This is a genomic window from Streptomyces sp. NPDC047043 (assembly GCF_040644055.1).
Taxonomy (GTDB): domain Bacteria; phylum Actinomycetota; class Actinomycetes; order Streptomycetales; family Streptomycetaceae; genus Streptomyces.
The window spans coordinates 165855-191005 of record NZ_JBEYVO010000025.1 but is presented as its reverse complement, the minus strand read 5'-3'; the positions used below and the strand labels follow the sequence as shown (position 1 = coordinate 191005).

Sequence of the window (25151 nt, the reverse complement as noted above, 5' to 3'; positions counted from 1 at the left end):
GGCCGGACGAACTCCCACTCGGCATCGGACAGTTCATGGCGACGTATCACCCAACCATGATCCACCACTCAAGATCATTCGAAGACACGACCTAGGACCGAGGCCGCATCGACACCAGCTTCCCCCACACCACCAGCCGATACCTCGACGTGTACTCCGGGGTGCAGGTCGTCAGCGTGATGTAGTACCCCGGCTCGGAGTACCCGTAGCGGGGCTTGACGATCGAGCGTGGAATCGGGCGTACGACACCCGAGTCGCGAGCCGAGGTCTGCGGGAGTGTCTTGTCGACGGCGTATGTGTAGGTCGCGGTCTTCGTCTCGACCTCGACGAGGTCCTTGGCCCGCAGCCGGTTGATGTACCGGAACGGCTCGCCGTGTGTGTTCCGGTGGCCCGCGAGGGCGAAGTTGCCTGCCTGGCCCGGCTGTTGGGTGCCGCGGTAGTGGCCGACGTACCCCTTGTTGAGGACGTTCTGCTTGCTGACACCCTCGGCCACCGGGACGCGGAGGCCCAGCCGGGGGATGGTGAGAATGGCGTAGGCCTGGGACCAGGAGGGGCGGGACTGCCCGGCGGTGGTGGTCTGACGGCGGCTGCCGGTGCTGGTGCCGGTGCGCGGCTGGGATGCGGCGGGGACGGACGTATCGGAGTCGTCGTCGCCTTTGTCGGCGGCCCCGTCGCCCCACTCCTGCTCCAGCGCCTCCACCTTGCGTTCGGCCCCGCGCCTGGCCTCCCGGTTGGTCCACCACAGCTGGTGGACGACGAGCAGCAGGAGCACGAGCCCCGTGGTGACGAGGAGTTCGCCCCCGGTCCACAGCGCGCGCCGCCGCCGTGCCGACCGTCGCCGGCTGCTGTGCTGCACGACCGGAACGCGCATCCGTCCGCCTCCTTCACCGGGCCGCCCGCACGATAAGGGCCGGACGTCGAAGTCACCAGACCCGCACCTCCCCGCCCCCGCACAACTCACCGGACCTGCACTCCTCGGGCCGTGGGACAGTGCCGCGACAGCCGTACGACCCGGGCTGTTCGGGACTTCGTACATAGGTTTTAGAAAGGGCTGGCACAACCCTCGACAACCCCACCCGTCACACCCGATGCTTCCCTCCAGTGACCTGACGGGCCAGGCCACCCAGCGAAGGCGGAGAAGCCATGATCCGACGCAGAACCCTGCTGACCGCAGCCGGCGGCACCCTCCTCGGCAGCGCTCTCGCGACCGGCACCGCACGCGCGGATGCCACGATCGCCGTCAACCCCGGGACGTCGTACGGCACTTGGGAGGGCTGGGGCACCTCCCTGGCCTGGTGGGCCAATGTGTTCGGCGCCCGGGACGACTTCGCCGACATCTTCTTCACCACCAAGTCGACGGCGTACAACGGCACTTCGCTCCCCGGCCTCGGCCTGAACATCGCCCGCTACAACCTGGGCGCGTGCAGCTCGAACAGCGTGAACGGCGAGAGCATGGTCGCCTCCGCCAACATCCCCGCCTTCAAGCAGATCGAGGGCTACTGGCAGGACTGGAACAACGAGGACCCGACCTCCTCGGCCTGGAAGTGGACGGCCGACGCCACCCAGCGCGCGATGCTGGTGAAGGCGACGGCACGCGGCGCGACGACCGAGCTGTTCGCCAACTCCCCCATGTGGTGGATGTGTCTGAACCACAACCCCTCCGGCGCCTCCGGCGGCGGCAACAACCTCCAGTCCTGGAACTACCGCCAGCACGCCTCCCACCTCGCCGCGGTCGCCCTCTACGCCAAGAACAACTGGGGCGTGAACTTCGCGACGGTCGAGGCCTTCAACGAGCCGAGCTCCAGCTGGTGGACGGCGACCGGCACGCAGGAGGGCTGCCACATGGACTCGACGGTCCAGTCGGCCGTACTGCCGTATGTGCGCAGCGAGTTGGACAAGCGCGGCCTGACGAGCACGAAGATCTCCGCGTCCGACGAGACGAGCTACGACCTCGCGCGCACCACCTGGAACTCCTTCAGCTCCACGACGAAGGGGTACGTGAACCGGGTCAACGTCCACGGCTACCAGGGCTCCGGCGGCCGCCGCGACCTGCTCTACACGGATGTCGTGACCACGGCGGGCAAGGCCCTGTGGAACTCGGAGACCGGCGACAACGACGGCACCGGCTACACCCTCGCCTTCAACCTCCTCTACGACTTCCGCTGGCTGCACCCCACCGCCTGGGTCTACTGGCAGGTCATGGACCCGTCCACGAACTGGGCGATGATCGCGTACGACGAGAGCACGCTGCAGGCGGGCGCGGTGCAGACGAAGTACTACACGATGGCGCAGTTCAGCCGGCACATCCGCCCGGGCATGAAGATCCTCGACACGGGCGTGAGCAACGCGGTCGCGGCCTACGACTCGAGCGCGAAGCGCCTGGTGATCGTGGCGCTCAACACGTCGTCGTCCGCCCAGACCTTCACCTTCAACCTCTCCAACTTCACGACCGTGACGGGCGGTTCGGGCGGCCTGGTCCCGCGCTGGAACACGGTGACGACGGGCGGCGACCTCTACAAGTCGTACTCGGACACGTACTTGAGCGGGAAGAGCGTGGCGGTGTCGCTCGCGGGGAAGGCGGTGCAGACCCTGCAGATCGACGGGGTGACGATCTGACGCCGGAGCGATCCGACATCGAGGCGGAGGGGCGGGGCGCGACCGCCCCGTCCGCCACGCCGTCCGGACCAATACCGGCCGGGCTGGTCGCGCTGGCGCTCGGCGGTTTCGGGATCGGTCTGACCGAGTTCGTGATTGCGGGGCTCCTGCCGCAGGTGGGCCGGAGCCTCGCGGTGTCCGAGGCCGCGGCGGGATGGTTGATCTCCGGATACGCCCTCACCGTCGCGGTCGGCGCGATCGCGGTGACCGCCGCGACCGCCGGACTGCCCCGCAAGCCCGTCCTCACGGGTCTGGTGGTGCTGTTCGTCCTCGGCAACCTCGTCTCCGCCCTCGCGCCGAACTACCCGGTGATGATGCTGGGCCGTGTCGTCGCCGCCCTCTGCCACGGCTCGTTCTTCGGCATCGGCTCCCTCGTCGCCCGCCGCATGGTCGCCCCGGAACGGGCGTCGAGAGCGGTGGCGGTGATGTTCGCGGGCCTGACGGTCGCGAACGTGCTCGGCGTCCCCTTCGGCGCCCTCGTCGGCGAACGCTGGGGCTGGCGCGCCACGTTCTGGGCGATCACCGGGATCGGCGTGGTCGCGGTGCTGGCCATCGCGGCACTGGTACCGGAGTGGGCGGGAAAACCCGAGGCGGAGACCGGCACGGCAGGCGCACTGTCCGCCCAGATCCGGGCCATGCGCTCCCGCCAGGTCTGGCTGACCCTCACCGCGACCGCCCTCAGCTACGGCGGAATGTTCGGCGCGTTCAGCTACCTCGCCTACACGTTCACCGAGGTCACGGGCTTCTCCGACACGGACGTCGCCTGGCTCCTGGTGGTGTACGGCAGCGGTCTCGTGGCCGGCAACCTGGTCGGCGGCCGAGCCGCGGACCGCAACCGCGACCGCGCCCTGATCGCATCCCTGACCGCCCTCACCGCCACACTCGCCGCGTTCGGCCTGCTGGCAGGCAGCCCCGCCGCCTCGGTGATCCTGACCTTCCTCCTGGGCCTGTTCGGCTTCGCCCCCGTCCCTGGCCTGATCACCCGAGTCACGGACGCCGCCCACGGACTGCCGCTGGCCGCGAGCGCGAACGTATCGGCGTCGAACGTCGGCAACGCGCTGGGCGCCTGGCTGGGCGGCCTGGCCATCAGCGCGGGCCTCGGCTACACGGCCCCCCTGTACGTGGGATCCGCCATCGTCCTGGCAGGCCTGCTGACGATGCTGCTCACGGCGCACGGGGCGGCAGGGCAGGAAGGGCAATGATGGTCCGTCTCCCGATCCCGCCCTTTGACCAGCACATACCTCTTCTTCGTCAGTGATGGGCAGTACGGTTTCCCTCATGCGCCCCGACACGCCTGCCGAGAACGTCGACCACACCGCCGAAGCGGCCCGCCTGGAGCGAACCGCCGGCCTCTATCCCGAGGACGCCGAAGCCCTGCTCCTGCAGGCCGCGGCCCACCTCGAACTGGCCGGCGACCGCCCCGCCGCGACCGCGCTCTACGACAGCCTCCTGTCGTCCCAGGCCGGCCTCGAGAACCCCTATCTCGTACGGGCCCTGAAGGCCTCGAACCTGTGGGAGTACGGCCACGAGGCCGAGGCCCGAGCGATCATCGACGGCGTCAGGGCGGCGTCCCCGCGCGACCCGGCCCCCTGGGTGATCGTGGCGGAGGCGCTGGAGTCCCACGACGAGCTGGAGGCGGCCGAGGAGACGTTCACGGAGGGCGCGCGTGTGCTCCTGACGGACGTGGAGGAGCCCCCGTACTCGACGCATCCGCTGTTGTTCGGCCGTCACAGGGTTCGGCGGATGCTGGGCGTGCCCCATGACGAGTGGGACACCATTGCGGACCTCCTGCACTCCTCCCCGGTCCCCCTGGACGAGCTCCACGACCCGAAGCGCGTATGGTCCCTGGGCTCGGACAACCCGGCAGAACTGGCAGCGGAAATCTCGCGCCTCCGGGCGGAGTTGGGGACCTACCGCGAGGCACTGTCCCGCCCCTTCCCGGTGGCGGTCCTCCACTGGCCGGCAGGCGAACTTGCGGAACTGGTGGAGGCGTACCCGACGCTGGCGGTGGAGTACCCGTCCCATGAGGAGCACCTGGCGACGATAGAAGGATCGCTGCGGGAGCTGGCCGCCTCCGGCACGCCGAACCTTGGGATCGTGACGGGCACGGTCCCGTCGTACGAGGCGTTCGCGGCGTCGGAGATGGCTTCGCCGGGTGAGGCGGAACTGCTGCCGCAGTATGCGACGACGCTGGCGGCGCGCGGGCGGGCTGTGGAGTGGCCGCCGCAGAGGGGGGCGGTGTGCTGGTGCGGGTCGGGGCGGGTCTACGAGGGATGCCACGGCGCGTAGCGGTATCGGCCACCCGGCCGCTCGTCAGCCACCTTCGCCCTCGCTGAAGCGGCGACGGGCGGCAAACGGTCACGCAGCCCCTGCCCCGCCTCGGTAAAGGTGTACTCGACCCGCGGCGGAAACGCCGACGACGCTGCTGGGCGTAGCGGCGCTGGACGTCCCGGACCACCTGGTCGAAATCGAAGCGACGGCAGTCCTCGACTGAACGCCCACCCACCCAGTGGAAGCCGCTGAACCAGCCCGGCGTGCCCTGAACCGCTGACGCGCCCCTACCCCCGGCCGACTGCCCAGCCCACAGCGCACCCACCCGCCCTGGACCCCCGCTTCCCCGGGCCGCTCGCTCGCTTCCAACCCGTGCTGGAGCGGCCCGGGTCAAGGGTGGCCCGCAGGGCCATCGCCGAAGGCGACGCGAAGCGCCCTTGAGGCGGGCCGCGGAAGCACGACACTGCCAAAGAAGCGGGCGGCCCCTACGGCAACCAATCAGAGAGCGACGACTCCAAGGTCCCCCTCGGACCACCGTCTGAAAACGATCACATTTCACCGCAGACGCTTCGTTTGTCAGTGCCTGCTGTTAAAACAGATCCACTGGATCGAGAGATCGTGCAGCAGAACCACGAGGGATCGAAGGAGCGGCCGTGGCCGAATCGGGGGACCTGACGCAACCGGTCGCGGGCGTCTACGAAAAACTCGTCACCCAGGACCTGCTCGACCAGATAGAGGGATTCGAAGCCGCTGGCTGGAAGGCCATCGACGCGGAGGTCAGCGAGGAATCCACACCGCACGTTCTGGCTCGGCACATCGGCGAGGCCGTAGGGCGTCGACTGGCTCAACTGCCCCACAAGAAGCAGGTCGCCGTCGCCAACCAGATCATGGAGTCGCTGGCCGCCAGCGCGCCCGACCCGGATGAGGACGCTGACGCTGCCATCGCCGACGGCCCCCGCCAGTTGCTCGCCCTCGCCGAGCAGGAGGCCCCTGGCGTCTACGCAATCCGCCCCCTGACCCCCCTCTCCGAAACCGCGCTGATCACCAACGCCCCGGACGACCCCAACCTGGGAGCCGAGCTGCGGGCGGAACTGGCCACGGCCGATCACATCGACCTGCTGTGCGCGTTCGTGAAATGGCACGGGATACGGGTGCTCGAGGACTCGCTCCGCGCGGCAAAGAAGCGGGGAGTCCCGATCCGGATCATCACGACCACGTACATCGGGGCCACCGACAGACACGCCTTGGACCGCCTGGTCCGCGAGTTCGGCGCCGACGTGAAGGTCAACTACGAGATCCGGTCCACGCGTCTGCATGCCAAGGCGTGGCTGTTCCGCCGCGAGACCGGCTTCAACACGGCCTACGTGGGCAGCTCCAACCTATCCAAGGCCGCGCTCCTCGACGGCTTGGAGTGGAACGTACGACTGTCATCGGTCGCCACGCCCAGGGTGCTCGACAAGTTCGAGGCGACCTTCGACGCGTACTGGGATGACCCTGCCTTCGAGTCGTACGACCCCGATGCGGACGGGGAACGCCTCTCCGAGGCACTAGCCCGAGCAGGCGGCAAGGGTTCGGGCGACGACCTAAAGATCAACCTCTCCGGCCTCGAAGTGCAGCCCTTCCCGCACCAGCGGGACATGCTGGAACGTCTCCGGGTCGAGCGTGAGATCCGCGGGCACCACGAGAACCTCCTGGTCGCCGCCACCGGCACGGGCAAGACCGTCATGGCCGCCCTGGACTACCGCACCATGCGCGACCAGCGCGGCGGAGAGCTCCCTCGGCTGCTGTTCGTCGCTCACCGCAAGGAGATCCTGAAGCAGTCCCTGCGTACCTACCAGGAGGTGCTCGCCGACGCGTCGTTCGGTGAATTGCTCCACAACGGACAGGAGCCTCGCAACTGGACCCACGTCTTCGCGAGCGTCCAGTCCCTCAATCTCCAGCGGCTGGAGCAGCTCGATCCCGGCCACTTCAACGTCATCGTCATCGACGAGTTCCACCACGCCACGGCGAGCACCTACCGCCGCGTGCTCCAGCACTTCAAGCCGACCGAACTGCTCGGCCTCACCGCGACACCGGAGAGGATGGACGGGCTCAATGTGCAGGACGAGTTCTTCAAGGGCCGGATCGCCGCCGAAATGCGGCTGTGGGAAGCCCTGGAAGCCGATCTGCTGTGCCCGTTCCACTACTTCGGAATCCCCGACGGTACGGATCTGACACGGCTCAAGTGGCGATCGGGCACCTACGATCGAGATGAACTCGGCAACGTCTATACGGCCGACGACGGACAGGCCCTCATCGTCCTCAAGCAGGTCAGGGACAAGATCTCCAACCCCGCCGCCATGCGCGCCCTGGGCTTCTGCGTGAACAAGAAGCACGCCCACTTCATGGCCAAGCAATTCAACAGGGTGGGGCTTCGCGCCGCGGCTCTGGACAGCGACTCGTCCCCCGCGGTGCGGGAGCAGACGCTGGACGACCTGAAGAACGGCAGGGTCCAAGTCATCTTCTCCGTCGACCTGTTCAACGAGGGCCTGGACATCCCTGACGTCGATACCCTGCTCCTCCTTCGCCCCACGAACAGCGCGACCGTCTTCCTCCAGCAGCTAGGGCGCGGTCTGCGCCGTACGCCGAACAAGCCGGTACTGACAGTGCTGGACTTCATTGGTCAGCACCGGGCGGAATTCCGCTTCGAGGAGCAGTTCCGCGCACTGACGAACCTGACCCGCAACCGTCTGGTCGACGGCATCGAACGCGACTTCCCGCAACTGCCTTCCGGCTGCCAGATCATCTTGGAGGGCAAGTCGAAGGACCTCGTCCTGGAGAACATCCGCACCCAACTCAACGCCACCATCAACACGTTGGCGAAGGAGGTCCGGGACTACAGCACGCCGAGGTTGGACGCGTACCTGCGCGAGAGCCGGCGGGACATCAAGGAGCTCTACAAGAGCGACAACTCCTGGACCAAGGTCCTGCGCAAGGCGGGGGTCATCAAGGAGGCCCCGCTGCCGGGCGAGGAGGACCTCCTCAAGCGCGTCCACGCCTTCCTCCACGTGGACGACCGGGCCCGAGCCGACGCGTACCTCCGCCTCCTCGCGGACGACGCTCCTGACTACGGCTCCCTCTCCCCGACCGAGCAGTCATACGCCCGCATGCTCTTCTTCAACCTGTGGGACAAGGCGGGCGGCTTCTCCAGCTACCGCGAGGGCCTCGAATCCCTCCGCGCGCAGCACCTGGTCCGCGAAGAACTTCAGCAGGTCCTGTCGTACGTCCTCGACCGCACCGACCACTACCCCGTCCCCCTGGAGGGGCCGCTCGACCACCTCCCGCTGAAGATCCACAGCGCGTACAACCGCTCCGAGGTCTTGTCAGCGCTCGGGGTGGCGCGGTTGGGCGGACAGATGCCGGGGGTGTTTGCGCAGGGGGTGACCTGGGTTGAAGAGATCAAGACCGACGCATTGCTGATCACCCTGGAAAAGAACGAACGGGACTTTTCCCCCAGCGTCCGCTACAAGGACTACGCGATCAGTCCCAGCCGCTTCCATTGGGAGTCGCAGAGCACCACCCCCGAGACTTCCAAGACCGGCCTGCGCTACCGACACCACGCCGAACAGGGCAGCCACGTCCTCCTGTTCCTGCGCCGCTACAAGTCCAACGCCATCGGCAAGTCCGAGCCCTGGATGTTCCTCGGCCCGGCAACCTATGCGAAGCACACGGGCAGCAAGCCGATGGCGATCACGTGGGACCTTCAGCACGAGCTACCGGCTGACGTTTGGACGTACTCGACGATCGCTGCTGGGTAGCGAAGCCCAGAATTCGTCCTGCATCACCAAGTAGCCCGGCATGGCCGGCTTCCGGCTGCCTCGATCTGTACCTCGAAGTCCGTCTGGGCACGGTCCAGGGCCTCATCGGCATCGCAGCCATGGGCTCTGAGCCAGTGCAGGAGGTCAGTGATGACGTTGATCACCGTCATTACGGCCCTCCTCTTGCCCCACCGGCTCGCGCCAGACTCGCGAGGCTGTCTACCCACAACGTAGTTACCGAGGAGTGCTTGGGCCCGTGTGACACTGGCACCGCCCGCGTGCCCGTTAGACGAAGTGAGGCCCGTCGCGAGCTCGCACCAGGTCACTTTCCGGTCTGGGCGAAGTAGGACGCCCCAGCGGTCGGCGACTGCATTGACGAGGGTCATACCCCGTCCAGTTTCGGAGTCGGCGTCCGCCTGCTGGAGGATCGGGAGCGCCCGCATATCAGGATCATGGACCTCGATACGCAGATGCGTGCCATTCATGGAGACGACGAGCGTGGTAGGGGTGCCGGGACCAACATGGTTGATCACGTTGGCAACGAACTCGCTGACGCAGAGCTCGGCAGCGTCGATCGAGTCGTGCAGCCCCCAGAGCCTCAAGTGAGTCCGTAAGACACGCCGGAGTGCAGCCACTTCCTCAAGCTCCGCCAGGAACGGAAGGTCCCACGATTTCCTCGGCATGCATGTGGTGCAGTCCACGGCCCAACTCCTCCAGCAGTCCGTCAAGTTGCGGTGAGCAACCTGGCACACACCGAGAGTTGCATTGGAACTCTCAAAATGGAACTCTCATAGCGAAGAGAGAGGAGCGCACCGACATCTCACGCGCCCCCGGCGCGCGCTGCCTTGCCGTCAGGATCAAACAACCGAGACGATCTGACAGATCAACATGAAGGGCTGCACACATGCCAGTTGGACCCACGACACGTCGGCGCCAGCTGGGCGCTGACCTGCGCCGCCTCCGCGAGGCCAAGGGCTTGACCCTCGAGGAGGCAGGCGCGCTCGTCGGCATCTCGAAAGCGACGCTCAGCCGCTACGAGACGAAAGAAGGCACGGTCAAGTGGCCTACGGTTGACGCCCTTTGCCGCGAATACGACGCCTCGAACGAGGAGCGCGGAGCCCTCGTGGAGCTCGCGAAGGGCGCCAAGATCCAGGGCTGGTGGCGATCACTCGCCGACCCGATCCCCGAGTCCATGAACCTCATGCTCACCCTTGAGGACGAGGTCGTACGCGAGGACCACTATGCATGCATGTACGTGCCCGGACTTCTGCAGACGCGGTCCTACGCCGAGGCTGTCCACCGCGCGTCGGAGGTGCAATGCCCTGAGCGCGAAGTGCAGCACATGGTCGACATCCGTATGAAGCGGCAAGAGCTCCTCGAACGCGATGAGCCGCCACACATCTGGTGCGTGATCGATGAAGCCGCGCTCCGGCGCCGGGTCGGTGGACGAGAGGTCATGCAGAACCAACTCGAGCACCTGCTCACGATGTCGCAGCGGCGACACATCACCGTCCAAGTGCTGCCCTTCTCAACGGGAGCTCACGCAGCCGCAGTTGGCAGCTTTGCGGTCCTTCGCGGCCCCGCACCCGAACTGGACGTGGCGTACGTGGACTTGCTCGGCGGCGGGCTGTTCATGGAGAAGCGGCCAGAACTGGAGCGTTATAGGTTGGCGTTCGAGTACCTCAGCGCACAGGCACTCGACCTCGAGTCCTCGGTGGAGATCATCCACCGCATAAGCAAGGAGCTCTGATGACGGCGCCCTCGACGCACCAGTGGTTCAAGTCCTCCCACAGCGGTGGAAGTGGGACCGAGTGTGTGGAGTGCGCGCTTGCCGACGGTGGCATCCGCGTACGCGACTCAAAGTGTGACGGTGGGCCTGTCTTGGCGCTCTCAGCGGCGACTTGGCGAAACTTCGTCGGCGCTTTGGGCGAGTGTGCATCGGGCGAGCACCGACGGCGGTAGAGCGTTGCCGCGTGCGCTCCCGACTAGTCTGCGCCCCGTGATCCGCGCAGTGGTCTTGGACGTCGGCGAGTGCCTCGTGGACGAGACACGTGAGTACGGGACTTGGGCTGACTGCCTTTGAATCCCGCGGCAGACATTTCACGCGATGTTCGACGCAGCCATCGCTCGGGGGCGGGACTACCGCGAGACTTTCCAGGAGTTCCGGCCAAGGTTCGATCTGTACGAGGAACGCGAGAAGCGTGCTGCCTCAGGACTGGCTGAGACGTTCGGAGAAGCGGGGCGTGGTCAAGCCGAAGCCGGCGTTCTTCAGACGCGTGCTGGACGTTGCCCAAGCCGCTCCGGCCGCTTCTGGGCCGACCCGGAGGTCGCGACTGAGGCGGACTGGGGGGCGAGAGCCTCATGCAACTCGCTTCAATCTGACCGGGGCTTTGACCTCCGTCCGCGAGATCATTTATGCCAGGTCGGGAATATTCCAACGTCTGCGTGGACGAGGAACGACGCACTCCGTAGCGTCATCCGGGAGGCCGCCCAGACGGGGCGGCACAAGAAGGGGACTTCATGGCACGCGAGGACCTGACTCGACTCACTGGAACTGTCAACGGGCCCAACTGCGATGACGACGACTGCCCGAACGTCTACCGCACGGCAACCGGGTCCATCGTGGTCCAGGGGAATGTGTCGGACGCCTTCCGAGCTCCCGCGGGTGAGGCCCTGGTGGAGATCCCTGAGTCGGTGCTCAAGGAGGCCGCACGTGCTCTTGGATGGTGACGAGTGGCGAGGGACGTTTGACGCGTACGAACGCGACGCGTGGCGGTTCGAGGCGCAACCCGTCTACACCATGCCCAGGGAAGCCGAGAACGTCGCCCGCTTCCTTCGCGGCGAGCCAAAACCTACTGACCACAATGCACGCTGGCACGAGCGGGTGCGCGGATACGTGGCATCAGGCCGCACCATTGGGCGAGTACGGGTTGTGCGGCAGCCGTTGACGGACTATCAGCGATACCAGTTTGCTTGGGGGATTCCCGGAAACATAGCGGCCGGTGAGGACATCCGAATCCTGGATGTCACGGAGGAGGACTACGGGCTTCCTCTATCGGGAACCGACTGGTGGATGTTCGACGAGGCGCAAATAGTGCATCTGAACTTTCGACCCGACGGGACACAGATCAACCGAGAGAAGTTCACGGGTGACATGGCCCCGTACTTGGAGTGGAAGCGCATTGCGCTGGCTCACTCGGTCCCGTTCTCCGTGTATGTGAAAGAACTCGGTGACCTTCGAACCTGATCAACTCGGGCAGTCGAGGACCGATCTCGCACAAACGCTGCGCGAGTTGCGCAAGCGAGCCGGCCTCACTGGGGACCGGCTCGCTCGGCGTTGCAACATGTCTCAGAGTCAGATCAGCAAGTTCGAGACCGGAAAGAAAACCCCGAAGCTCGTCGACGTCGAGCGTATCCTGCGAGCTCTCGACGCTCCTGCCGAAATAGTGGCGGAAGTTACAGCTCTCGCGCGCATCGCGAATACCGAGTGGCAGGACAAACGCTCATCCTGGCGCCGCGGAATGGAGAAGCGGCAGACAGAGCTGGCCTCCCTGGAGCGGGAATCCTCCGAGCTGCGATACTTCCTCCCGTCCATGATTACAGGCCTGCTGGCGACCCCCGAATATGTCCGCGCCAGCCTGAGTCACACACCGGGTGACTCGTCGAAGACTGTCGCACGCAAGCTGGAGCGCCAGGCCGTTCTGTACAACACATCAAAGGCCTTCACCTTTGTCCTAACGGAACAGGCGGTGCGGTGGGCGATCGTCCCATTGCCAGCCATGGCGGTGCAGATAGACCGGCTGGCATCGCTTTCCCACCTGCCGAATCTCCGCATCGGCGTCATTCCGATGGGCACCGTCATGACACGTGGACCGATGAACACCTTCACGGTCTACGACAACCGGCTGGCCACAGTGGAGAACTTCACCGGACGGATGGTATTTCGAGACTCCCGTGACGTCTCAGAATATCTTGCCGTTTTCACCTCTTTCGAACAGCATGCCCGCTTCGGCGACGAGGCAAGAGCTTTGCTGCAGGAGTGGGCAAACACCTGCCGGTGATCTTTATTCCGCAACGGGAATAACGCTCGAATCTCCAGCACTCCTGATGGATCATAGATTCGCCATAGAGCCGGGGAGGATTGATGGCAGGTCCCCAGAAGCCGCAGGGATACGGACTTACGGAACTTCCTGCTGAACCAGGAGCTGTGCCGGAGTGTGCCGCATGTCTCGGTATTTGTTTTCGCAGGAATGATGCTCGCTCCAGAGGGGATTACAGCGCAGCATCTGATGCGAATGTGGAGCTGCGACGCCACCAAGCAGAGATGCACGCATCATGAGCAGGGAGAACGGATTCGGATTTCAGGCCTGGAAGCCTGAGCGGGAACTATTCACAGGGCCGTGGGAGTTTCCGTGCTGACGCCGACCGACATGGACAGGCTGATCTCCGATTGGCTTGCTCGGGCGCACCCTGTGCCCCAGCAGGCACGAGCCGAGTGGTCGAACCACGGCGTGGCATTGCTGCCGCTCGGCGAAAAGTTCGCCTCGGTTCGGATTCGCGGTGAACTCGTGCATGCAGCTGTCGGCAGTGAGGCCCCCGGACAGGTGGCCGCCGTCCTGGGCGAACGGCTGCAGGGTCCCGTCATCCACGACCACCGCGCCGCCGGCCCGACGTATTACGCCCTCATCCAGTGGCATGCCGGTTTGGTCTGGGACTACGGCGCAACCGCGCCATGCCTGCACGGCGACACGTATCTGGGCGTCCCGCGCATCGATCGTCGACAACCACCCGGAACCTACTGGGTTGTTGCGCCGCGCTACGAAGGCGACCTGTGCAGGCCGCAGGCCGTGCGCCAGCTGATCGACGCCGGCCATCAGCAGCTCATCCGGCACGCGTCGGCTTGAGCTGGTGTCGCTGACTACCGCTGCGGACGCGCCCTCGCTCGTCGCTCAGCGGCTCGCAAGTTCCCTCTCCCCGAGCACCCGACAGGCATATCGGCAGTCAGGGAGAGGGCTACCCGAAGGTCCTCCAACCACGAGGTGAATCAGTGCTCCACACAACCCCGTCAGCGCCGCGACCGATCACGAAGGGAGCGACGCGATGACCACCGCCGTAGCCACCGAATCGCGTACCGGCCGCTCCCTCGTCAGCGACGCCGACTTCGACATGCTCGCCGCCTTCTGCGCCGACGAGTACGGCCTGGAACCCCAGGCCGCCGACCGCATCGTCGATCAGGCGCTCGCCCTGGTCCACGTGATGGGCTCGACCGGCGAGGGCGCCGCCATGGCCCCCTCCCAGCAGGTCGATCCCGGATGGCACACGCTCATCCTGCACACCGACTGGTACGCCAACTGGTGCCAGGAGCAGTTCGGTTACTTCCTGCATCACCAGCCGAACAGCAAGACCCGTACGCGCGGACTGATGACGGACGTCGTCGGGAAGATCCGCGAGGCCGGCTTCGAGGTCGACGAGCGGCTGTGGGGTACGGCCGCCGACTGCAACCCGCCTGCCTGCTGCGGCGACGGTCCCTGCTGCTGAGCAGCGCCCACTTCCCCATCACTGCGGGTCGGCCCTTCTTCGGGTCGGCCCGCTCTCCTCCCCTGCGCCAGAACGGACTTACTCCCGTGGCCCTGACCGAGCTGACCGCGACCAGCCGAGTGACCGTGTTCCCCCTCGAAGGCCTCACCATCGCCTACACCACTCGGTCCACCGACGCGCGTGGTCTGGGGGACATCGGGCTCGTCACCGTCGTCGACGAACACAGTGACGGCGACGAGTTGTGGCGTCTGGCGCGGGACCTCGGTGGCCGTAACTCCGGTGAAGAGCAAGCACGTTGGATCCTCACCCAGGCGAGCCGCGCCCGGATCGTCGCCGCATACACCGACCTGCCGCGCGCTACGTGGACGGCATACATCCGCCGACGCTTCGCCCTCGACGCGCTCTTCGCGAACCACGACGTCCTCATGACCGGCCGGGTCGAGCTGCCTCGGCTCTGAGTACGACGTGATCCTGATTCCAGACAATGCCCCGCCCGACTTGCCGGTTGTTCAGGGCCGTGCCATGGCCCGCCGACGCCGAATCCGGACCGGTCACGACATCTGTGGAGTCACCTTTCGGCCGGTCACCGCGTCGACGAACATGTCCGGTGTCGTGGAGCCCTCGGGCATGCCGATCATCCACACGGGGCGCCACACCCAGCGACCCTCTGGGCGAGCAGGACCCCGGCCGCGGGGGTCTTTCCGGTGCGTTCCCGCACCAGAGCCTCCGCGGCTCCTGACCGGCGGCTGTCCCCTTGGCTCTTCTGCAAGCCTCCCTGCCTTCCGGCCCCGATCGCCCGTGCGCACACTTCGGCCACGTTCGTCGGGAAGGCGTATGGCCCTCGTGTTGCTGATCGCTTCGATTGGCCGATGAGCTTGGTGGTTGGTCAGACTGAGCGTCATAGTCGGTCGGTCTGCGGGCGGGGTTGGGCGCTTCCTGAATAGCGGCCGGTGCCGGAGCGCCCGGGGCGGGAGCGGGGCGAGGGGGATGTCCGGGATGACTGCCCTCTCGTTCCGGACAAGTGAGAGGAACGTTGTGCGGTTTCAGGTGCGTGGGCGGGGTGCCGGTCGGTGGATCGCGTTCGGGGTGATCGCGTTCGGGACCCTGTTCTTTGTCATCGGGCTGATCACTGCCGGGATGTCGATCTCGTTGCTGGCGAACGGGGAGCGTGCCCAGGGCAAGGTCGTGAGCTTGGACTGGCAGCAGAGCAGCAGCGGTGGCAGCGGTGTCTCACGCAAGACGCGGACGCACAACGGGCCCGTGGCGCACCCGGTCGTCGAGTTCACGGCGGCGGACGGCAAGTCGAGGACGTTCACATCCTCCTCGGGTTCCAATCCGCCGTCGTACGACGTGGGTGAGCGGGTCGAAGTGCTCTACCGCGCGGACTCCCCCGAGGACGCGCAGATCAACGGGTTCGCCTCGCTGTGGCTGCTGCCGCTGGTCTTCGGCGGGCTCGGGCTGGTGGCCGCGGGGATCGGGACGGGTGTGGTGGTGGCGATGCGGAGGCGGTCGTAGGCCGGGGGGAAGCGGTCGTGTGTGAGACCGTCGGGCAGCCGAGCCGCCTCATGGCTGCGTTGCTACGCCGTACCCACTCTGTTGCGGACCAGCTCCAGCCATTGCCGTAGCGACATGGCTTGCGGCGGCAGGATGTCGAGTCCCAGCGCCCTTGCCGCAGTTTCGAGTTCCTGGTCCGAGGACACCACGGTCAGGAGCTCACCGAGTTCTTGCCCCGCCTGGACACGCTCTTCCGGTGTGGTTGCGCTGACGTACTCGTCGAGTGCCTCGTCACGAGAATCGTAGAAGGACGAGGAATCCTGGTGAAAGTAGGCTCCGAGCAACTGGCTCAACTCAGGGAACCGCTCGTTCCATTCCCACGTTTCAACCAGCACCGTTGAGGCGCCGGAGCAGCTCCAGCAACATCACCCGGTCCACCTCCGGCAACCCCCCGAAGCACTCCGCCAGCACCTCGTCGGCCACCCTGTGCCCGGCCTCCAGCACCCGCTCCCCCGCCGGCGTCAGGTGGTGTTCGATGCGGCGGCCGTGGCCCGGGCGGCGGTCGACCAGGTGCTGGGCGGCCAGGCGGCCGACCAGTGTGCCGAAGGCCTGCTCGGTCTGGAAGGTGTCTCCCGCCAGTTCGCGTGCCGACGCTCCGGGCGTGCGGCTGATCGCGCGCAGTGCGTCCCACTGGGCGAGCGTCGTGCCGACCGCCGCCAACGCGCTGTCCAGCGCGCGGTGTTGACGGTACTGGGCCTGTTTGACCGCCCGGCCGAGGAGTTGCAGGTCAGCTTGCATGGGGGGAGTCTAACAAAAACTAAGCTAGCTTATATAAGGATGTTTAGTTAGGGTGGGTGGCATGCCTACAGATCACACCTCGCAGGTGTACGCCGACCTGTCCATCACCGTCTCCGAAGCCGGGCCCGAGACCGGCCGCCCCGTCCTCGTCCTGCACGGCGGCGGAGGGCCCGCCACCGTCGCCGGGATTGCCCAGCACCTCTCCGGGAGCGGAGCCGCCCGCACCCTCACCCCCGTCCACCCCGGCTGGGACGGCACCCCCCGCCCCGACTGGTGCACCGGCGTCGACGATCTCGCCCTCGCCTATCTGCACCTCCTCGAGGACCGCGACCTGCGGGACGTGCTGGTGGTGGGCTCCTCGCTCGGCGGCTGGATCGCGGCCGAGATGGCCGTACGGGACGGCGGGCGCCGTATCGGCGGGCTCGTACTGATCGATGCCGTCGGGGTGTACGTCGAGTCCGAGCCGATCGCGGACTACTTCGCCCTCGACCCGCGCGCCGCCGCCGAGCTCTCCTGGCACGAACCGGACCGCTACTTCATCGACCCGGCCGCCCTGCCCGCCGACCAACTCGCCCTCCGCCAGGGCAACATGGCCACCATGCGGGTCCTCGCGGGCGACCCCTACATGCACGACCCGAAGCTGCTGCGCCGGCTGGGGCGGGTGCGTCAGCCTGCCCTGCTGCTCTGGGGAGAGAGCGACCGCATCGTGACGCCTGCGTATGGCGCCGCGTACGCCGCCGCCTTCGGCGACGGGCGGCTGGAGGTCGTTCCCAAGGCCGGGCATCTTCCACAGATCGAACAGCCCGAGGCCACCCTCGCGCTCATCGACTCCCAGCTGCGGCAGCTGAGTTGAGCCGGCCGCCGGGGGCCCGGCAGCGGTCGTCACGGCCGGGCTGACCCCCGTGCGGTTCATGCGCCGAGCCGCGAGTTAGCCTCGGGGCACATCAGTCAAAGCGGTAGGAGGCAGGCATGGCCAAGGTTCCCAGCGCGGTGGTCGCCGCGGGCGGGCTCGTCGGTGGGTACGGCGTGGCCCGCTGGACGAAGAAGCGGCAGCTGGGCGGGGCCGTAATGGCCGTCGCGGGGGCCGCGGCCGCGCAGCAGTGGCGGCAGCAGGCCGGCGGGAAGGCCGCGGGCGCGTTGACGGCCGCGTATGTCGCCGCCTTCGGGGCGTCCCATCCGCTGGCCAAGAAGGTGGGCGCCTGGCCCGCGGTGTTCGGGGTGGCCGGTGCCGTGGCGCTGGCGTCCTGGGCGGTGGCCGACCGGCACGCGTAGGCTCCGCCGGTTGTGCCGTGATGGGCCGTGTTTCGTCTGCGGCGCCTTTGGGGCTGGTCGCGCAGTTCCCCGCGCCCCTTTGGAGCGCCGACGAACCGCATCGGACGTCGCCGAGCCAGTTTTCGTTATCGTTCGCCGCCCGGCCCGTCTCCGTGGCATGCATGCGACACGACAGATCAGCCGCCGCACCATGCTCAAGGCCTCGGGCGCCGCAGCCGGAGCCGTCGGGATCGCCTCCCTCGCCACCCCCTCGGTGGCGGCGGGCGGCGGCTTCGCGCATCCCGGGCTCCTTCACACCCGTACCGATCTCGCCCGCATGGCCGCCAAGGTGAAGGCCGGCGCCGCCCCGTACACCGCGGGGTACGCGAAGCTGACCGCCAACCGGCATGCGCAGAGCGGCTGGGCGGCCAATCCGCAGGCCACCGTGTACCGCGGCGCGGGGTCGCCGCAGAACTACGCGACCCTCTACAACGACATCCACGCCGCCTACCAGAACGCCCTGCGCTACCACGTCGGCGGCGACAGCGCCCACGCCGACACCGCGGTCGCGATCCTCAACGCCTGGTCGGCCAAGCTGACGTCGCTGGCCGGCAGCGCGGACCGGTTCCTCGCGGCCGGGCTGTACGGCTACCAGGCCGCCAACGCCGCCGAACTCGTCCGGGACCACGGCGACTTCGAGCTCGGCCGCTTCCAGGAGATGCTCAGCAAGGTCTTCGCCCCGCTCAGCGACGACTTCCTGGTCCACCACAACGGCGCCGTCGTCACCAACTACTGGACCAACTGGGACCTGTGCGCCATGGCCTGCGTCCTGGCCACCGGCATCTTCTGCGACGACAAGGCCCAAGTCGCGCGCGCCGTCGACTACTTCAAGCACGGCGAGGGGCTCGGATCGATCAAGCACGCCATTCCCGTCGTGCACGACGACGGGCTCGCCGAGTGGCTGGAGGCGGGACGCGACCAGGGGCACGCGCTGCTCGGGGTCGGGCTGATGGGCACGTTCTGCGAGATGGCGTGGAACCAGGGCATCGACCTGTACGGCTACGACGACAACCGCTTCCTCAAGGGGGCGCAGTACGTGGCCAGGTGGAGCATGGGCGGGGATGTGCCGTACACCGCCAACACCCGCCGGAAGGGGGCGATCGGGGGCTGGTCCGGCAGTGAGACGGCCACACAGGCCGCCGGTGTGGACCCGAACATGCAGCGGCCGATCTGGGCGATGATCGCCAACCACTACACCAGGCGGCGCGGACTGTCCGCGACATACCTCACCCGGATCGCGGCCAGGACCGCGCCCGAAGGTGGCGGCGGGGACTACGGGCCCAACAGCGGCGGGTACGACCAACTCGGCTTCGGGACCCTGGCGTTCACGCGCGACAAGGCGACGGTCACGGCAGGCACGCCGACGCCGGCCGCTTCGGCCTCCGGCGGTGCGTCGGGCCCTCGGCCTCAGAGCGCGGCCACCGCAGCGGCATCTGCGTCCGCCTCGCCCGCCGGCGGTGACCTCGCCGCCACGGGTTCCAACGACACCGTCGGCTGGGCCGCCGCCGCGGGGATCACGACCCTGGCCGGCGGGTTGCTCCTGCTGCGCCGCCGGGACCGCGCGAGGCGCGAGGTCCAGTAGCAGCCAGTGGGGCGGCGTGGCCCGGGCGGCGCCCCATCGGCGGCGGCCCCATGTACGCCCCGGCTCCCGGGTGTCTCCCACTTCCCCCTCGGGAGCCGGGGCTTCCCCGGCCCCTGGCCCTACGCCGTGGCCGGCCGCGACCCCGACCCGCTCCGTGCCGGCGACCGCCGCACCGCCGATGCCGCCGCCGTGAGCGGCTTCGCGATGTCCTCCAGGGAGCGGCGTTCCGCTCGTACCGCCAGGAACGCCGCCACCAGGCCCGCCGCGCACATCAGGGCCGCGCCGATCTGGAAGGCCAGGACCGTGTCGCCGACCTTGCCCGTGGCCGTGAGGTCGGCGAACAGCAGCGGGCCGCTGATGCCGCCGGCCGCCGTTCCGAGGGCGTAGAAGAAGGCGATGGACATCGCGCGGGTCTCCATCGGGAAGATCTCGGAGACCGTCAGGTAGGCGCTGGAGGCACCCGCAGACGCGAAGAACAGGACCGCGCACCAGCATGCCGTCAGCGTGCCCGCGCTCAGCGAGCCGCGGTCGAACAGCCAGGCCGTGCCGAACAGCAGCAGACCCGAGAGCAGATACGTCGACGAGATCATCACCCGGCGGCCGACGGTGTCGAAGAGCCTGCCCAGCAGCAGCGGACCGCAGAAGTTGCCGATCGCGATCACCGCGAAGTAGTAGCCGGTGTCGCCCGTCGGCACGTCGAAGAACTTCGTCAGGATCGCGCCGAACCCGAAGGTGATCGCGTTGTAGAGGAACGCCTGGCCTATGAACAACGAAAAGCCCAGAACGGACCGCCGGCGGTAGTCGGAGAACAGCGTGCGGGCGATCTCGATGAAGCTGATGCTCCGCCGCTGGTGGATCGTCAGTTCGCCCTCGGGGCGCTCCAGCGGCCGGCCCTTCTCCGCCTCCACCTGTTCCTCGATCGACGTCACGATCCGTTCCGCCTCCTGGTCCCTGCCGTGGATCAGCAGCCACCGTGGGCTCTCCGGGACGTGTCGTCGTACGAGAAGGATCACGAACGCGAGGAGCGCGCCCAGTGCGAACGTCAGACGCCAGCCCACGTTCGCCGGCAGGACGTCGGTGTTCAGCGCGACGATCGACAGCAGCGAACCGCCCACCGCGCCCAGCCAGAAGCTGCCGTTGATGATCAGGTCGACGCGGCCGCGGTAGAAGGCCGGGATGAGTTCGTCGATGGCCGAGTTGATGGCCGCGTACTCACCGCCGATGCCGAAGCCGGTCAGGAAGCGGAAGGCGAAGAACCACCAGGAGGAGAAGGACACGGCGGTCAACGCGGTGGCCGCGAGATACACGGCCAGGGTGATCATGAAGAGCCTCTTACGGCCCCACTTGTCGGTCAGCCGACCCCAGAACAGGGCACCGGCACACGCACCCGCGACATACAGCGCGGCCGCGATGCCGGTGACCTGGCCCGAGGAGATCGGCAGGCCGCTGCCCGACTCGGACAGCCGGCCGGCGATGTTGCCGACGACCGTGACCTCCAGGCCGTCGAGGATCCAGACGGTGCCGAGTCCGATGACGATGGTCCAGTGCCAGCGCGACCATGGGAGGCGGTCCAGGCGGGCGGGGATGTCGGTGGTCACGGTGGGGCCGGTCGTGGCGGTGACGCTGCCGCTGGGCTGGGCGGTGGACATGGGCTCCCTCCTCATTGAGCGAACCGGTGGCGGGTATCCCGGACCGGCGGCACTACGCCCGGCGGTTGCTGAGTCACCCGGCGGTGGGGTGGCCCTCGCTGGAGGCTGCCGTCCCCAGACCCCCGCTTCGGCCCCCAAAGGGCCTCGTCCTCAAACGCCGGACGGGCTGGGTACAGCGAACCCAGGTGCCGAAATGTGACCGCCCTACGCCCCCAGCGCCCGCGACACCGTGTAGATCAACAGCCCCGCCAGCGAGCCCACCACCGTGCCGTTGATGCGGATGAACTGCAGGTCGCGGCCGATGTGGGCCTCGATCTTGCGGGTGGTGTGCTCGGCGTCCCAGCCGGCCACCGTGTCCGTGATCAGGGAGGTGATCTCCTTGCGGTAGGTGGTGACGACGTACACGGCCGCGCCCTCCACCCAGCCGTCCACCTTGGCCTGCACCTTCGGGTCGACGGCCATCCGTGCCCCCAGCGACAGCAGCGAGGCCCGCACGCGCAGCCGCAGCTCGCTGCGCTCGTCCTCCGCGGCCGAGACGATCATGGATCGTACGGCGGTCCAGGCCGAGGCGATCAGGTCCTGGACCTCGCCGCGGCCCAGGACCTCGCCCTTGAGCCGCTCGACACGCGTGCGCGTGTCCGTGTCGGACTGGAGGTCGGAGGCGAAGTCCGTGAGGAAGCGGTCGAGGGCGCCGCGGGCCGGGTGGGAGGGCATGTCGCGCATCTCGGTGACGAAGCGCAGCAGTTCCTTGTAGACGCGCTCGCCGACCCGCTTGTCGACGAAACGGGGGGTCCAGCCGGGGGCGCCGCCCTGGACGGCGTCCATGATCTCGGTGTCGTGCCAGACCAGCCAGTCGTGCGCGCGCGTGACGATCAGGTCGACGACCCGCTTGTGGCCGCCGTCCGCGACGATCTTCTCCAGCATCTTGCCTATGCCGGGCGCGATCTCCTGGGCGTCGGCCCGCCGGGTGATCGCCTCGCCGACCACCGCCTGGACGTCGGAGTCCCGCAGCACCGTCAGCGCGCCCCTGAGCGCGGCCGACAGCTCGGCCGTCACCCGGTCCGCGTGCTCGGGCTCGGCGAGCCATGCGCCGAGCCGGCTGCCGATGCCGACGGCGCGCAGCCGCTGTCGTACGACATCCTGCGAGAGGAAGTTCTCCCCGACGAACTCGCCCAGGGAGATGCCCAACTGGTCCTTCTTGGTCGGGATGATCGCGGTGTGCGGGATGGGCAGGCCCAGCGGGTGGCGGAAGAGGGCCGTGACCGCGAACCAGTCGGCGAGCGCGCCGACCATGCCGGCCTCGGCGGCCGCGGCGACATAGCCCGCCCAGGCACCCGCGCCGGAGTTGTCGGCCCACTTGGCGAGGACGTACACCAGCGCCACGAACAGCAGCAGCCCGGCCGCCGTGAGCTTCATCCGGCGCACCCCGCGCTGCTTCTCCTCGTCGGCGGCGCTGAACGTCGTCATCGCACGCACGGCCGCGGCGGGCACGGCCCGGTCACCGGACGGAGCCGGGCGGTTACCCGCCGAGGCCGCCCGGGCATGCTGAACTACGTCGCTCGCTCCCGTTTCATCCGGATTAGTGCGTTCCATCCACTCCACCCGTTCGTGATCCCCTGCACACATTGTCCCTTCCTGACCGACTACTGGAACGGAACAAGAGTTCCCGGCGTCTGTCGGGAGGGGGGAGCTCATCGTGAACTCCGGTGGCCCAATGGGGGGTCCTGTTCAACCACCCCTCATCCCATGCCGCATCATTGGGATGATCACATCGGAGCCTCGGGCTCCCACTGCCCGAGGAGACCTGCACCGCATGACCAGGCGTCACGGTTATGCCCTGCTGTCCGCGATCATCGCCCTGATCGTGGGCCTTTCCGCTGCCATATACGTCGGCGTCGCCGCCGACGACGGCAGCACCAGCACGAACGCCCTCGCCAGGGGCGGCGCCCCGCGCAACTCCGCCGCCCCCGCCTCCACCGGCATCTGGGTCGGCGCCTGGTCGGCCTCCCCGGCAGGTGCCGAGCCCGGCACCGAGACGTCGGGGATGGCGGGCCGCTCGGTCCGCAACGTCGTGCACACGAGCATCGGCGGTACGAGTGCCCGTATCACGCTGTCCAATCTCTACGGCCAGTCGGCGCTGACCATCACACACGCCACGATCGCCGTGGCCGTCACTTCCGACAGCGCGGCGGCGACCGCGGAGACCATGCGGCGGCTGACGTTCGGCGGGAACACCGCGGTCGTCATCCCGGCCGGTCGGCAGATCCTGAGCGACGCGGTCCGCATCGTCATCCCGCAGGGCAGCGACGTCCTGGTCACCACGTACTCCCCCACCGCCTCCGGCCCGGTCACCTTCCACCCGCACGCCCGTCAGATCTCCTACGTCGCCCAGGGCGACCTCACCGAGGAGGTGACCGGCACCGGCTACACCGAGCAGACGCCGTACTGGCGTTACCTCACCGCGCTGGACGTGCTGAGCAACGACGCCGACGGCACGGTCGTCGCCTTCGGCGACTCGCTCACCGACGGCATCACCTCCACACAGGGTGCCAACCACCGCTGGACGGACGTGCTTTCGGACCGGCTGCGCACGGCGGTCGAGTCCGGGCAGGACGTGCCGCGCTACAGCGTCGTCAACCAGGGCATCAGCGGCAACCAGATCCTCGCCAACGGCCTGGGCCGCCCCGCCGACAACCAGAGCGGCCTCGGGCGCTTCTCCCGCGACGTCCTCTCCCGTACGAACGTCAAGGTCATCGTCATCGACCTCGGCGTCAACGACATCCTGCGCAACCCGAAGCTCGCCGACCCGAACAAGATCCTCACCGGCCTGCACACGCTGGTCGGCCAGGCGCACGCCCGCGGCATCAAGGTCATCGGCGCGACGCTCATGCCCTTCCAGGGCCACCGGGGCTACACACCGGCGCGCGAGGCGGTACGCCAGACCGTGAACGCCGAGATCCGCTCGGGCCGGGTCTACGACGCGGTGGTCGACTTCGACAAGGCGCTCAGGGACCCGTACAACCCGCGCAAGCTCCGCTCGGACTACGACTCCGGGGACCATCTGCACCCGAGCGACAAGGGGTACGCGCGGATGGCGGAGGTCTTCGACCTGAACGAGCTGAAGGGCTCGGCACCGGCGCAGCTGTAGTCGCAGCTCGGCAGCTCAGTAGTCGCCGTAACGGCGCCGGTCCCGCTCCTGCCTGCGCTCCCGGTGCCGTTCCCGCCGCTCCTCATGCCGTTCCCGGCGCTCTTCCTGCCGCTCGCGCACGAGGTCCCGGTGCCCCTCGAGCATCCGCCGATGCGCATCGTGCACATCGTCCCGGAACGACTCCTGCAACTCCCGCACGGACGACCGGCGGTCCAGCTTCTCCTGCCGCCGCTCCTCCTTCAGCCGGCGCCGCTCCTCCTTGGTGAGCTTGCGCTCGACGCCGACACCGCCCCAGAAGGCGAACCCGTTCACGATCACCCGCGGCGCACCCGGCTCACCCGGCACGCCCTCCTCACGGTGGTCGAAGCCGCCCATGATCCCGATGCCGCGCACCACGACCTCGACCCCCGGCGGCACGATGATGTTCATCCCGCCCATGATCGCGACGCAGTTGATCTCGACCTCACCGGCGGCGAAGTTCGCCTCGCGCAGGTCGATCTCCCCGCCGCCCCAGAAGGCGAAGCAGTTGAACACCCTCGGCACGGTCCAGCGCCCCTTGCGCTGGAACCCCGACATGATGGCGACGGCCCACGAGGACGACCCTTCGCCGCCGACGATCCGCCCCGCCCAACTCCCGCTCGGCACGGGCTCCTTGACCAGCGACACGAGAGGCGGCGGAGTGATCCCGGCGACCGGCAGGTCACGGGTGATCGGCGTCAGCTCGCCGTACGTCCGCGCCTTGTAGGTGGCCTCCAGCCGCTCCTCGAACTCCTCCATGTCGAGACGGCCCTCCGCGAGGGCGTCCCGCAGGACCTCGGCGACTCGTTCACGATCGGCGTCGGATGCGCGAAGTTCCGGGACTGCGGCGTCGTCGGTCATGTACAGCAGCCTACGAGTTCACCCGTCCG

24 protein-coding genes and 2 pseudogenes are annotated in these 25151 nt (G+C 67.9%); 19 read left to right on the top strand and 7 right to left on the bottom strand.

Features of this window, described 5'->3' with window-relative positions; all coding sequences use genetic code 11:
• Nucleotides 1-91 precede the first annotated feature (91 nt).
• Nucleotides 92-871: a class E sortase gene (locus ABZ880_RS34940; RefSeq protein WP_361271327.1), complete on the bottom strand. Its 780-nt coding sequence runs from the start codon at nucleotides 869-871 to the stop codon at nucleotides 92-94.
• Between the two features lie 272 nt (nucleotides 872-1143).
• Here ABZ880_RS34940 and ABZ880_RS34935 point away from each other — a divergent pair, with 272 nt between their 5' ends.
• From ABZ880_RS34935 to ABZ880_RS34915, 5 genes and pseudogenes are all read left to right on the top strand, one after another.
• Nucleotides 1144-2616 carry a beta-1,6-galactanase gene (locus tag ABZ880_RS34935; RefSeq protein ID WP_361271325.1) on the top strand — a complete coding sequence of 491 codons (1473 nt, stop codon included), beginning with the start codon at nucleotides 1144-1146 and terminating at the stop codon, nucleotides 2614-2616.
• Between the two features lie 71 nt (nucleotides 2617-2687).
• Nucleotides 2688-3857: an MFS transporter gene (locus tag ABZ880_RS34930; protein ID WP_361271346.1), complete on the top strand. Its 1170-nt coding sequence runs from the start codon at nucleotides 2688-2690 to the stop codon at nucleotides 3855-3857.
• Between the two features lie 76 nt (nucleotides 3858-3933).
• Nucleotides 3934-4944: an SEC-C domain-containing protein gene (locus ABZ880_RS34925; RefSeq protein ID WP_361271322.1), complete on the top strand. Its 1011-nt coding sequence runs from the start codon at nucleotides 3934-3936 to the stop codon at nucleotides 4942-4944.
• A 124-nt stretch (nucleotides 4945-5068) separates the two neighbouring features.
• Nucleotides 5069-5149: pseudogene (locus ABZ880_RS34920) on the top strand (RidA family protein); the annotation flags it as partial.
• Between the two features lie 430 nt (nucleotides 5150-5579).
• Nucleotides 5580-8723 carry a DUF3427 domain-containing protein gene (locus tag ABZ880_RS34915; protein WP_361271320.1) on the top strand — a complete coding sequence of 1048 codons (3144 nt, stop codon included), beginning with the start codon at nucleotides 5580-5582 and terminating at the stop codon, nucleotides 8721-8723.
• A 23-nt stretch (nucleotides 8724-8746) separates the two neighbouring features.
• Here the strand turns inward: ABZ880_RS34915 and ABZ880_RS34910 are convergent, their stop codons facing one another.
• The gene (locus tag ABZ880_RS34910) at nucleotides 8747-9406 is read right to left on the bottom strand and encodes an ATP-binding protein (RefSeq protein ID WP_361271343.1); all 660 of its coding nucleotides are present in this window, start codon (nucleotides 9404-9406) and stop codon (nucleotides 8747-8749) included.
• Between the two features lie 221 nt (nucleotides 9407-9627).
• On the opposite strand from ABZ880_RS34910, the gene ABZ880_RS34905 reads away from it, so the two are divergent.
• From ABZ880_RS34905 to ABZ880_RS34860, 10 genes and pseudogenes are all read left to right on the top strand, one after another.
• Nucleotides 9628-10473, top strand: coding sequence for a helix-turn-helix transcriptional regulator (locus tag ABZ880_RS34905; protein ID WP_361271317.1), 846 nt, complete (start codon nucleotides 9628-9630; stop codon nucleotides 10471-10473).
• On the top strand, nucleotides 10473-10685 hold the full coding sequence (locus ABZ880_RS34900) for a DUF397 domain-containing protein (protein ID WP_361271314.1): 213 nt from the start codon (nucleotides 10473-10475) through the stop codon (nucleotides 10683-10685). The genes ABZ880_RS34905 and ABZ880_RS34900 overlap by 1 nt, the downstream gene beginning before the upstream one ends.
• A 37-nt stretch (nucleotides 10686-10722) precedes the next feature.
• Nucleotides 10723-10959, top strand: a pseudogene (locus ABZ880_RS34895) (haloacid dehalogenase); the annotation flags it as partial.
• A 284-nt stretch (nucleotides 10960-11243) separates the two neighbouring features.
• Complete coding sequence (locus ABZ880_RS34890; RefSeq protein ID WP_361271312.1) at nucleotides 11244-11453, top strand: hypothetical protein; 210 nt, start codon at nucleotides 11244-11246, stop codon at nucleotides 11451-11453.
• A complete protein-coding gene (locus ABZ880_RS34885) occupies nucleotides 11437-11970 on the top strand; it encodes a DUF6879 family protein (protein ID WP_361271310.1) in 534 nt (177 codons plus the stop codon). Before ABZ880_RS34890 ends, ABZ880_RS34885 begins: the two co-directional genes overlap by 17 nt.
• Nucleotides 11954-12784, top strand: coding sequence for a helix-turn-helix transcriptional regulator (locus ABZ880_RS34880; RefSeq protein ID WP_361271307.1), 831 nt, complete (start codon nucleotides 11954-11956; stop codon nucleotides 12782-12784). Before ABZ880_RS34885 ends, ABZ880_RS34880 begins: the two co-directional genes overlap by 17 nt.
• A gap of 351 nt (nucleotides 12785-13135) precedes the next feature.
• Complete coding sequence (locus ABZ880_RS34875; protein ID WP_361271304.1) at nucleotides 13136-13627, top strand: hypothetical protein; 492 nt, start codon at nucleotides 13136-13138, stop codon at nucleotides 13625-13627.
• A 196-nt stretch (nucleotides 13628-13823) separates the two neighbouring features.
• Entirely contained in the window at nucleotides 13824-14261 is a 438-nt protein-coding gene (locus ABZ880_RS34870; protein WP_361271300.1) for a hypothetical protein, read from the top strand.
• A gap of 86 nt (nucleotides 14262-14347) precedes the next feature.
• Entirely contained in the window at nucleotides 14348-14719 is a 372-nt protein-coding gene (locus ABZ880_RS34865; protein ID WP_361271298.1) for a hypothetical protein, read from the top strand.
• A gap of 628 nt (nucleotides 14720-15347) precedes the next feature.
• Complete coding sequence (locus ABZ880_RS34860; RefSeq protein WP_361271294.1) at nucleotides 15348-15776, top strand: DUF3592 domain-containing protein; 429 nt, start codon at nucleotides 15348-15350, stop codon at nucleotides 15774-15776.
• A 62-nt stretch (nucleotides 15777-15838) separates the two neighbouring features.
• Here ABZ880_RS34860 and ABZ880_RS34855 read toward each other — a convergent pair whose 3' ends face one another.
• Nucleotides 15839-16108, bottom strand: a complete 270-nt coding sequence (locus tag ABZ880_RS34855; protein WP_361271292.1) for a contact-dependent growth inhibition system immunity protein — start codon at nucleotides 16106-16108, stop codon at nucleotides 15839-15841.
• 31 nt (nucleotides 16109-16139) lie between these two features.
• Complete coding sequence (locus ABZ880_RS34850; protein ID WP_361271290.1) at nucleotides 16140-16553, bottom strand: MarR family winged helix-turn-helix transcriptional regulator; 414 nt, start codon at nucleotides 16551-16553, stop codon at nucleotides 16140-16142.
• A gap of 61 nt (nucleotides 16554-16614) precedes the next feature.
• Between ABZ880_RS34850 and ABZ880_RS34845 the strand changes: the two genes are divergently transcribed.
• From ABZ880_RS34845 to ABZ880_RS34835, 3 genes are all read left to right on the top strand, one after another.
• Nucleotides 16615-17406 (top strand): alpha/beta hydrolase, encoded by a 792-nt coding sequence (locus tag ABZ880_RS34845; RefSeq protein ID WP_361271286.1) that lies wholly within the window; start codon nucleotides 16615-16617, stop codon nucleotides 17404-17406.
• A gap of 116 nt (nucleotides 17407-17522) precedes the next feature.
• On the top strand, nucleotides 17523-17825 hold the full coding sequence (locus ABZ880_RS34840; RefSeq protein WP_361271283.1) for a hypothetical protein: 303 nt from the start codon (nucleotides 17523-17525) through the stop codon (nucleotides 17823-17825).
• Between the two features lie 190 nt (nucleotides 17826-18015).
• Nucleotides 18016-19446 (top strand): alginate lyase family protein, encoded by a 1431-nt coding sequence (locus ABZ880_RS34835; RefSeq protein ID WP_361271340.1) that lies wholly within the window; start codon nucleotides 18016-18018, stop codon nucleotides 19444-19446.
• Between the two features lie 119 nt (nucleotides 19447-19565).
• Here ABZ880_RS34835 and ABZ880_RS34830 read toward each other — a convergent pair whose 3' ends face one another.
• Both ABZ880_RS34830 and ABZ880_RS34825 read right to left on the bottom strand, forming a co-directional pair.
• Nucleotides 19566-21095 (bottom strand): MFS transporter, encoded by a 1530-nt coding sequence (locus tag ABZ880_RS34830; RefSeq protein WP_361271281.1) that lies wholly within the window; start codon nucleotides 21093-21095, stop codon nucleotides 19566-19568.
• 204 nt (nucleotides 21096-21299) lie between these two features.
• Nucleotides 21300-22721 (bottom strand): DUF445 domain-containing protein, encoded by a 1422-nt coding sequence (locus ABZ880_RS34825; RefSeq protein ID WP_361271278.1) that lies wholly within the window; start codon nucleotides 22719-22721, stop codon nucleotides 21300-21302.
• A 187-nt stretch (nucleotides 22722-22908) separates the two neighbouring features.
• Between ABZ880_RS34825 and ABZ880_RS34820 the strand changes: the two genes are divergently transcribed.
• Entirely contained in the window at nucleotides 22909-24243 is a 1335-nt protein-coding gene (locus ABZ880_RS34820) for an SGNH/GDSL hydrolase family protein (RefSeq protein WP_361271276.1), read from the top strand.
• Nucleotides 24244-24258: 15 nt separating this feature from the next.
• On the opposite strand, the gene ABZ880_RS34815 is transcribed toward ABZ880_RS34820, so the two are convergent.
• On the bottom strand, nucleotides 24259-25122 hold the full coding sequence (locus ABZ880_RS34815) for a DUF1707 domain-containing protein (RefSeq protein ID WP_361271273.1): 864 nt from the start codon (nucleotides 25120-25122) through the stop codon (nucleotides 24259-24261).
• Between the last annotated feature and the right edge of the window lie 29 nt (nucleotides 25123-25151).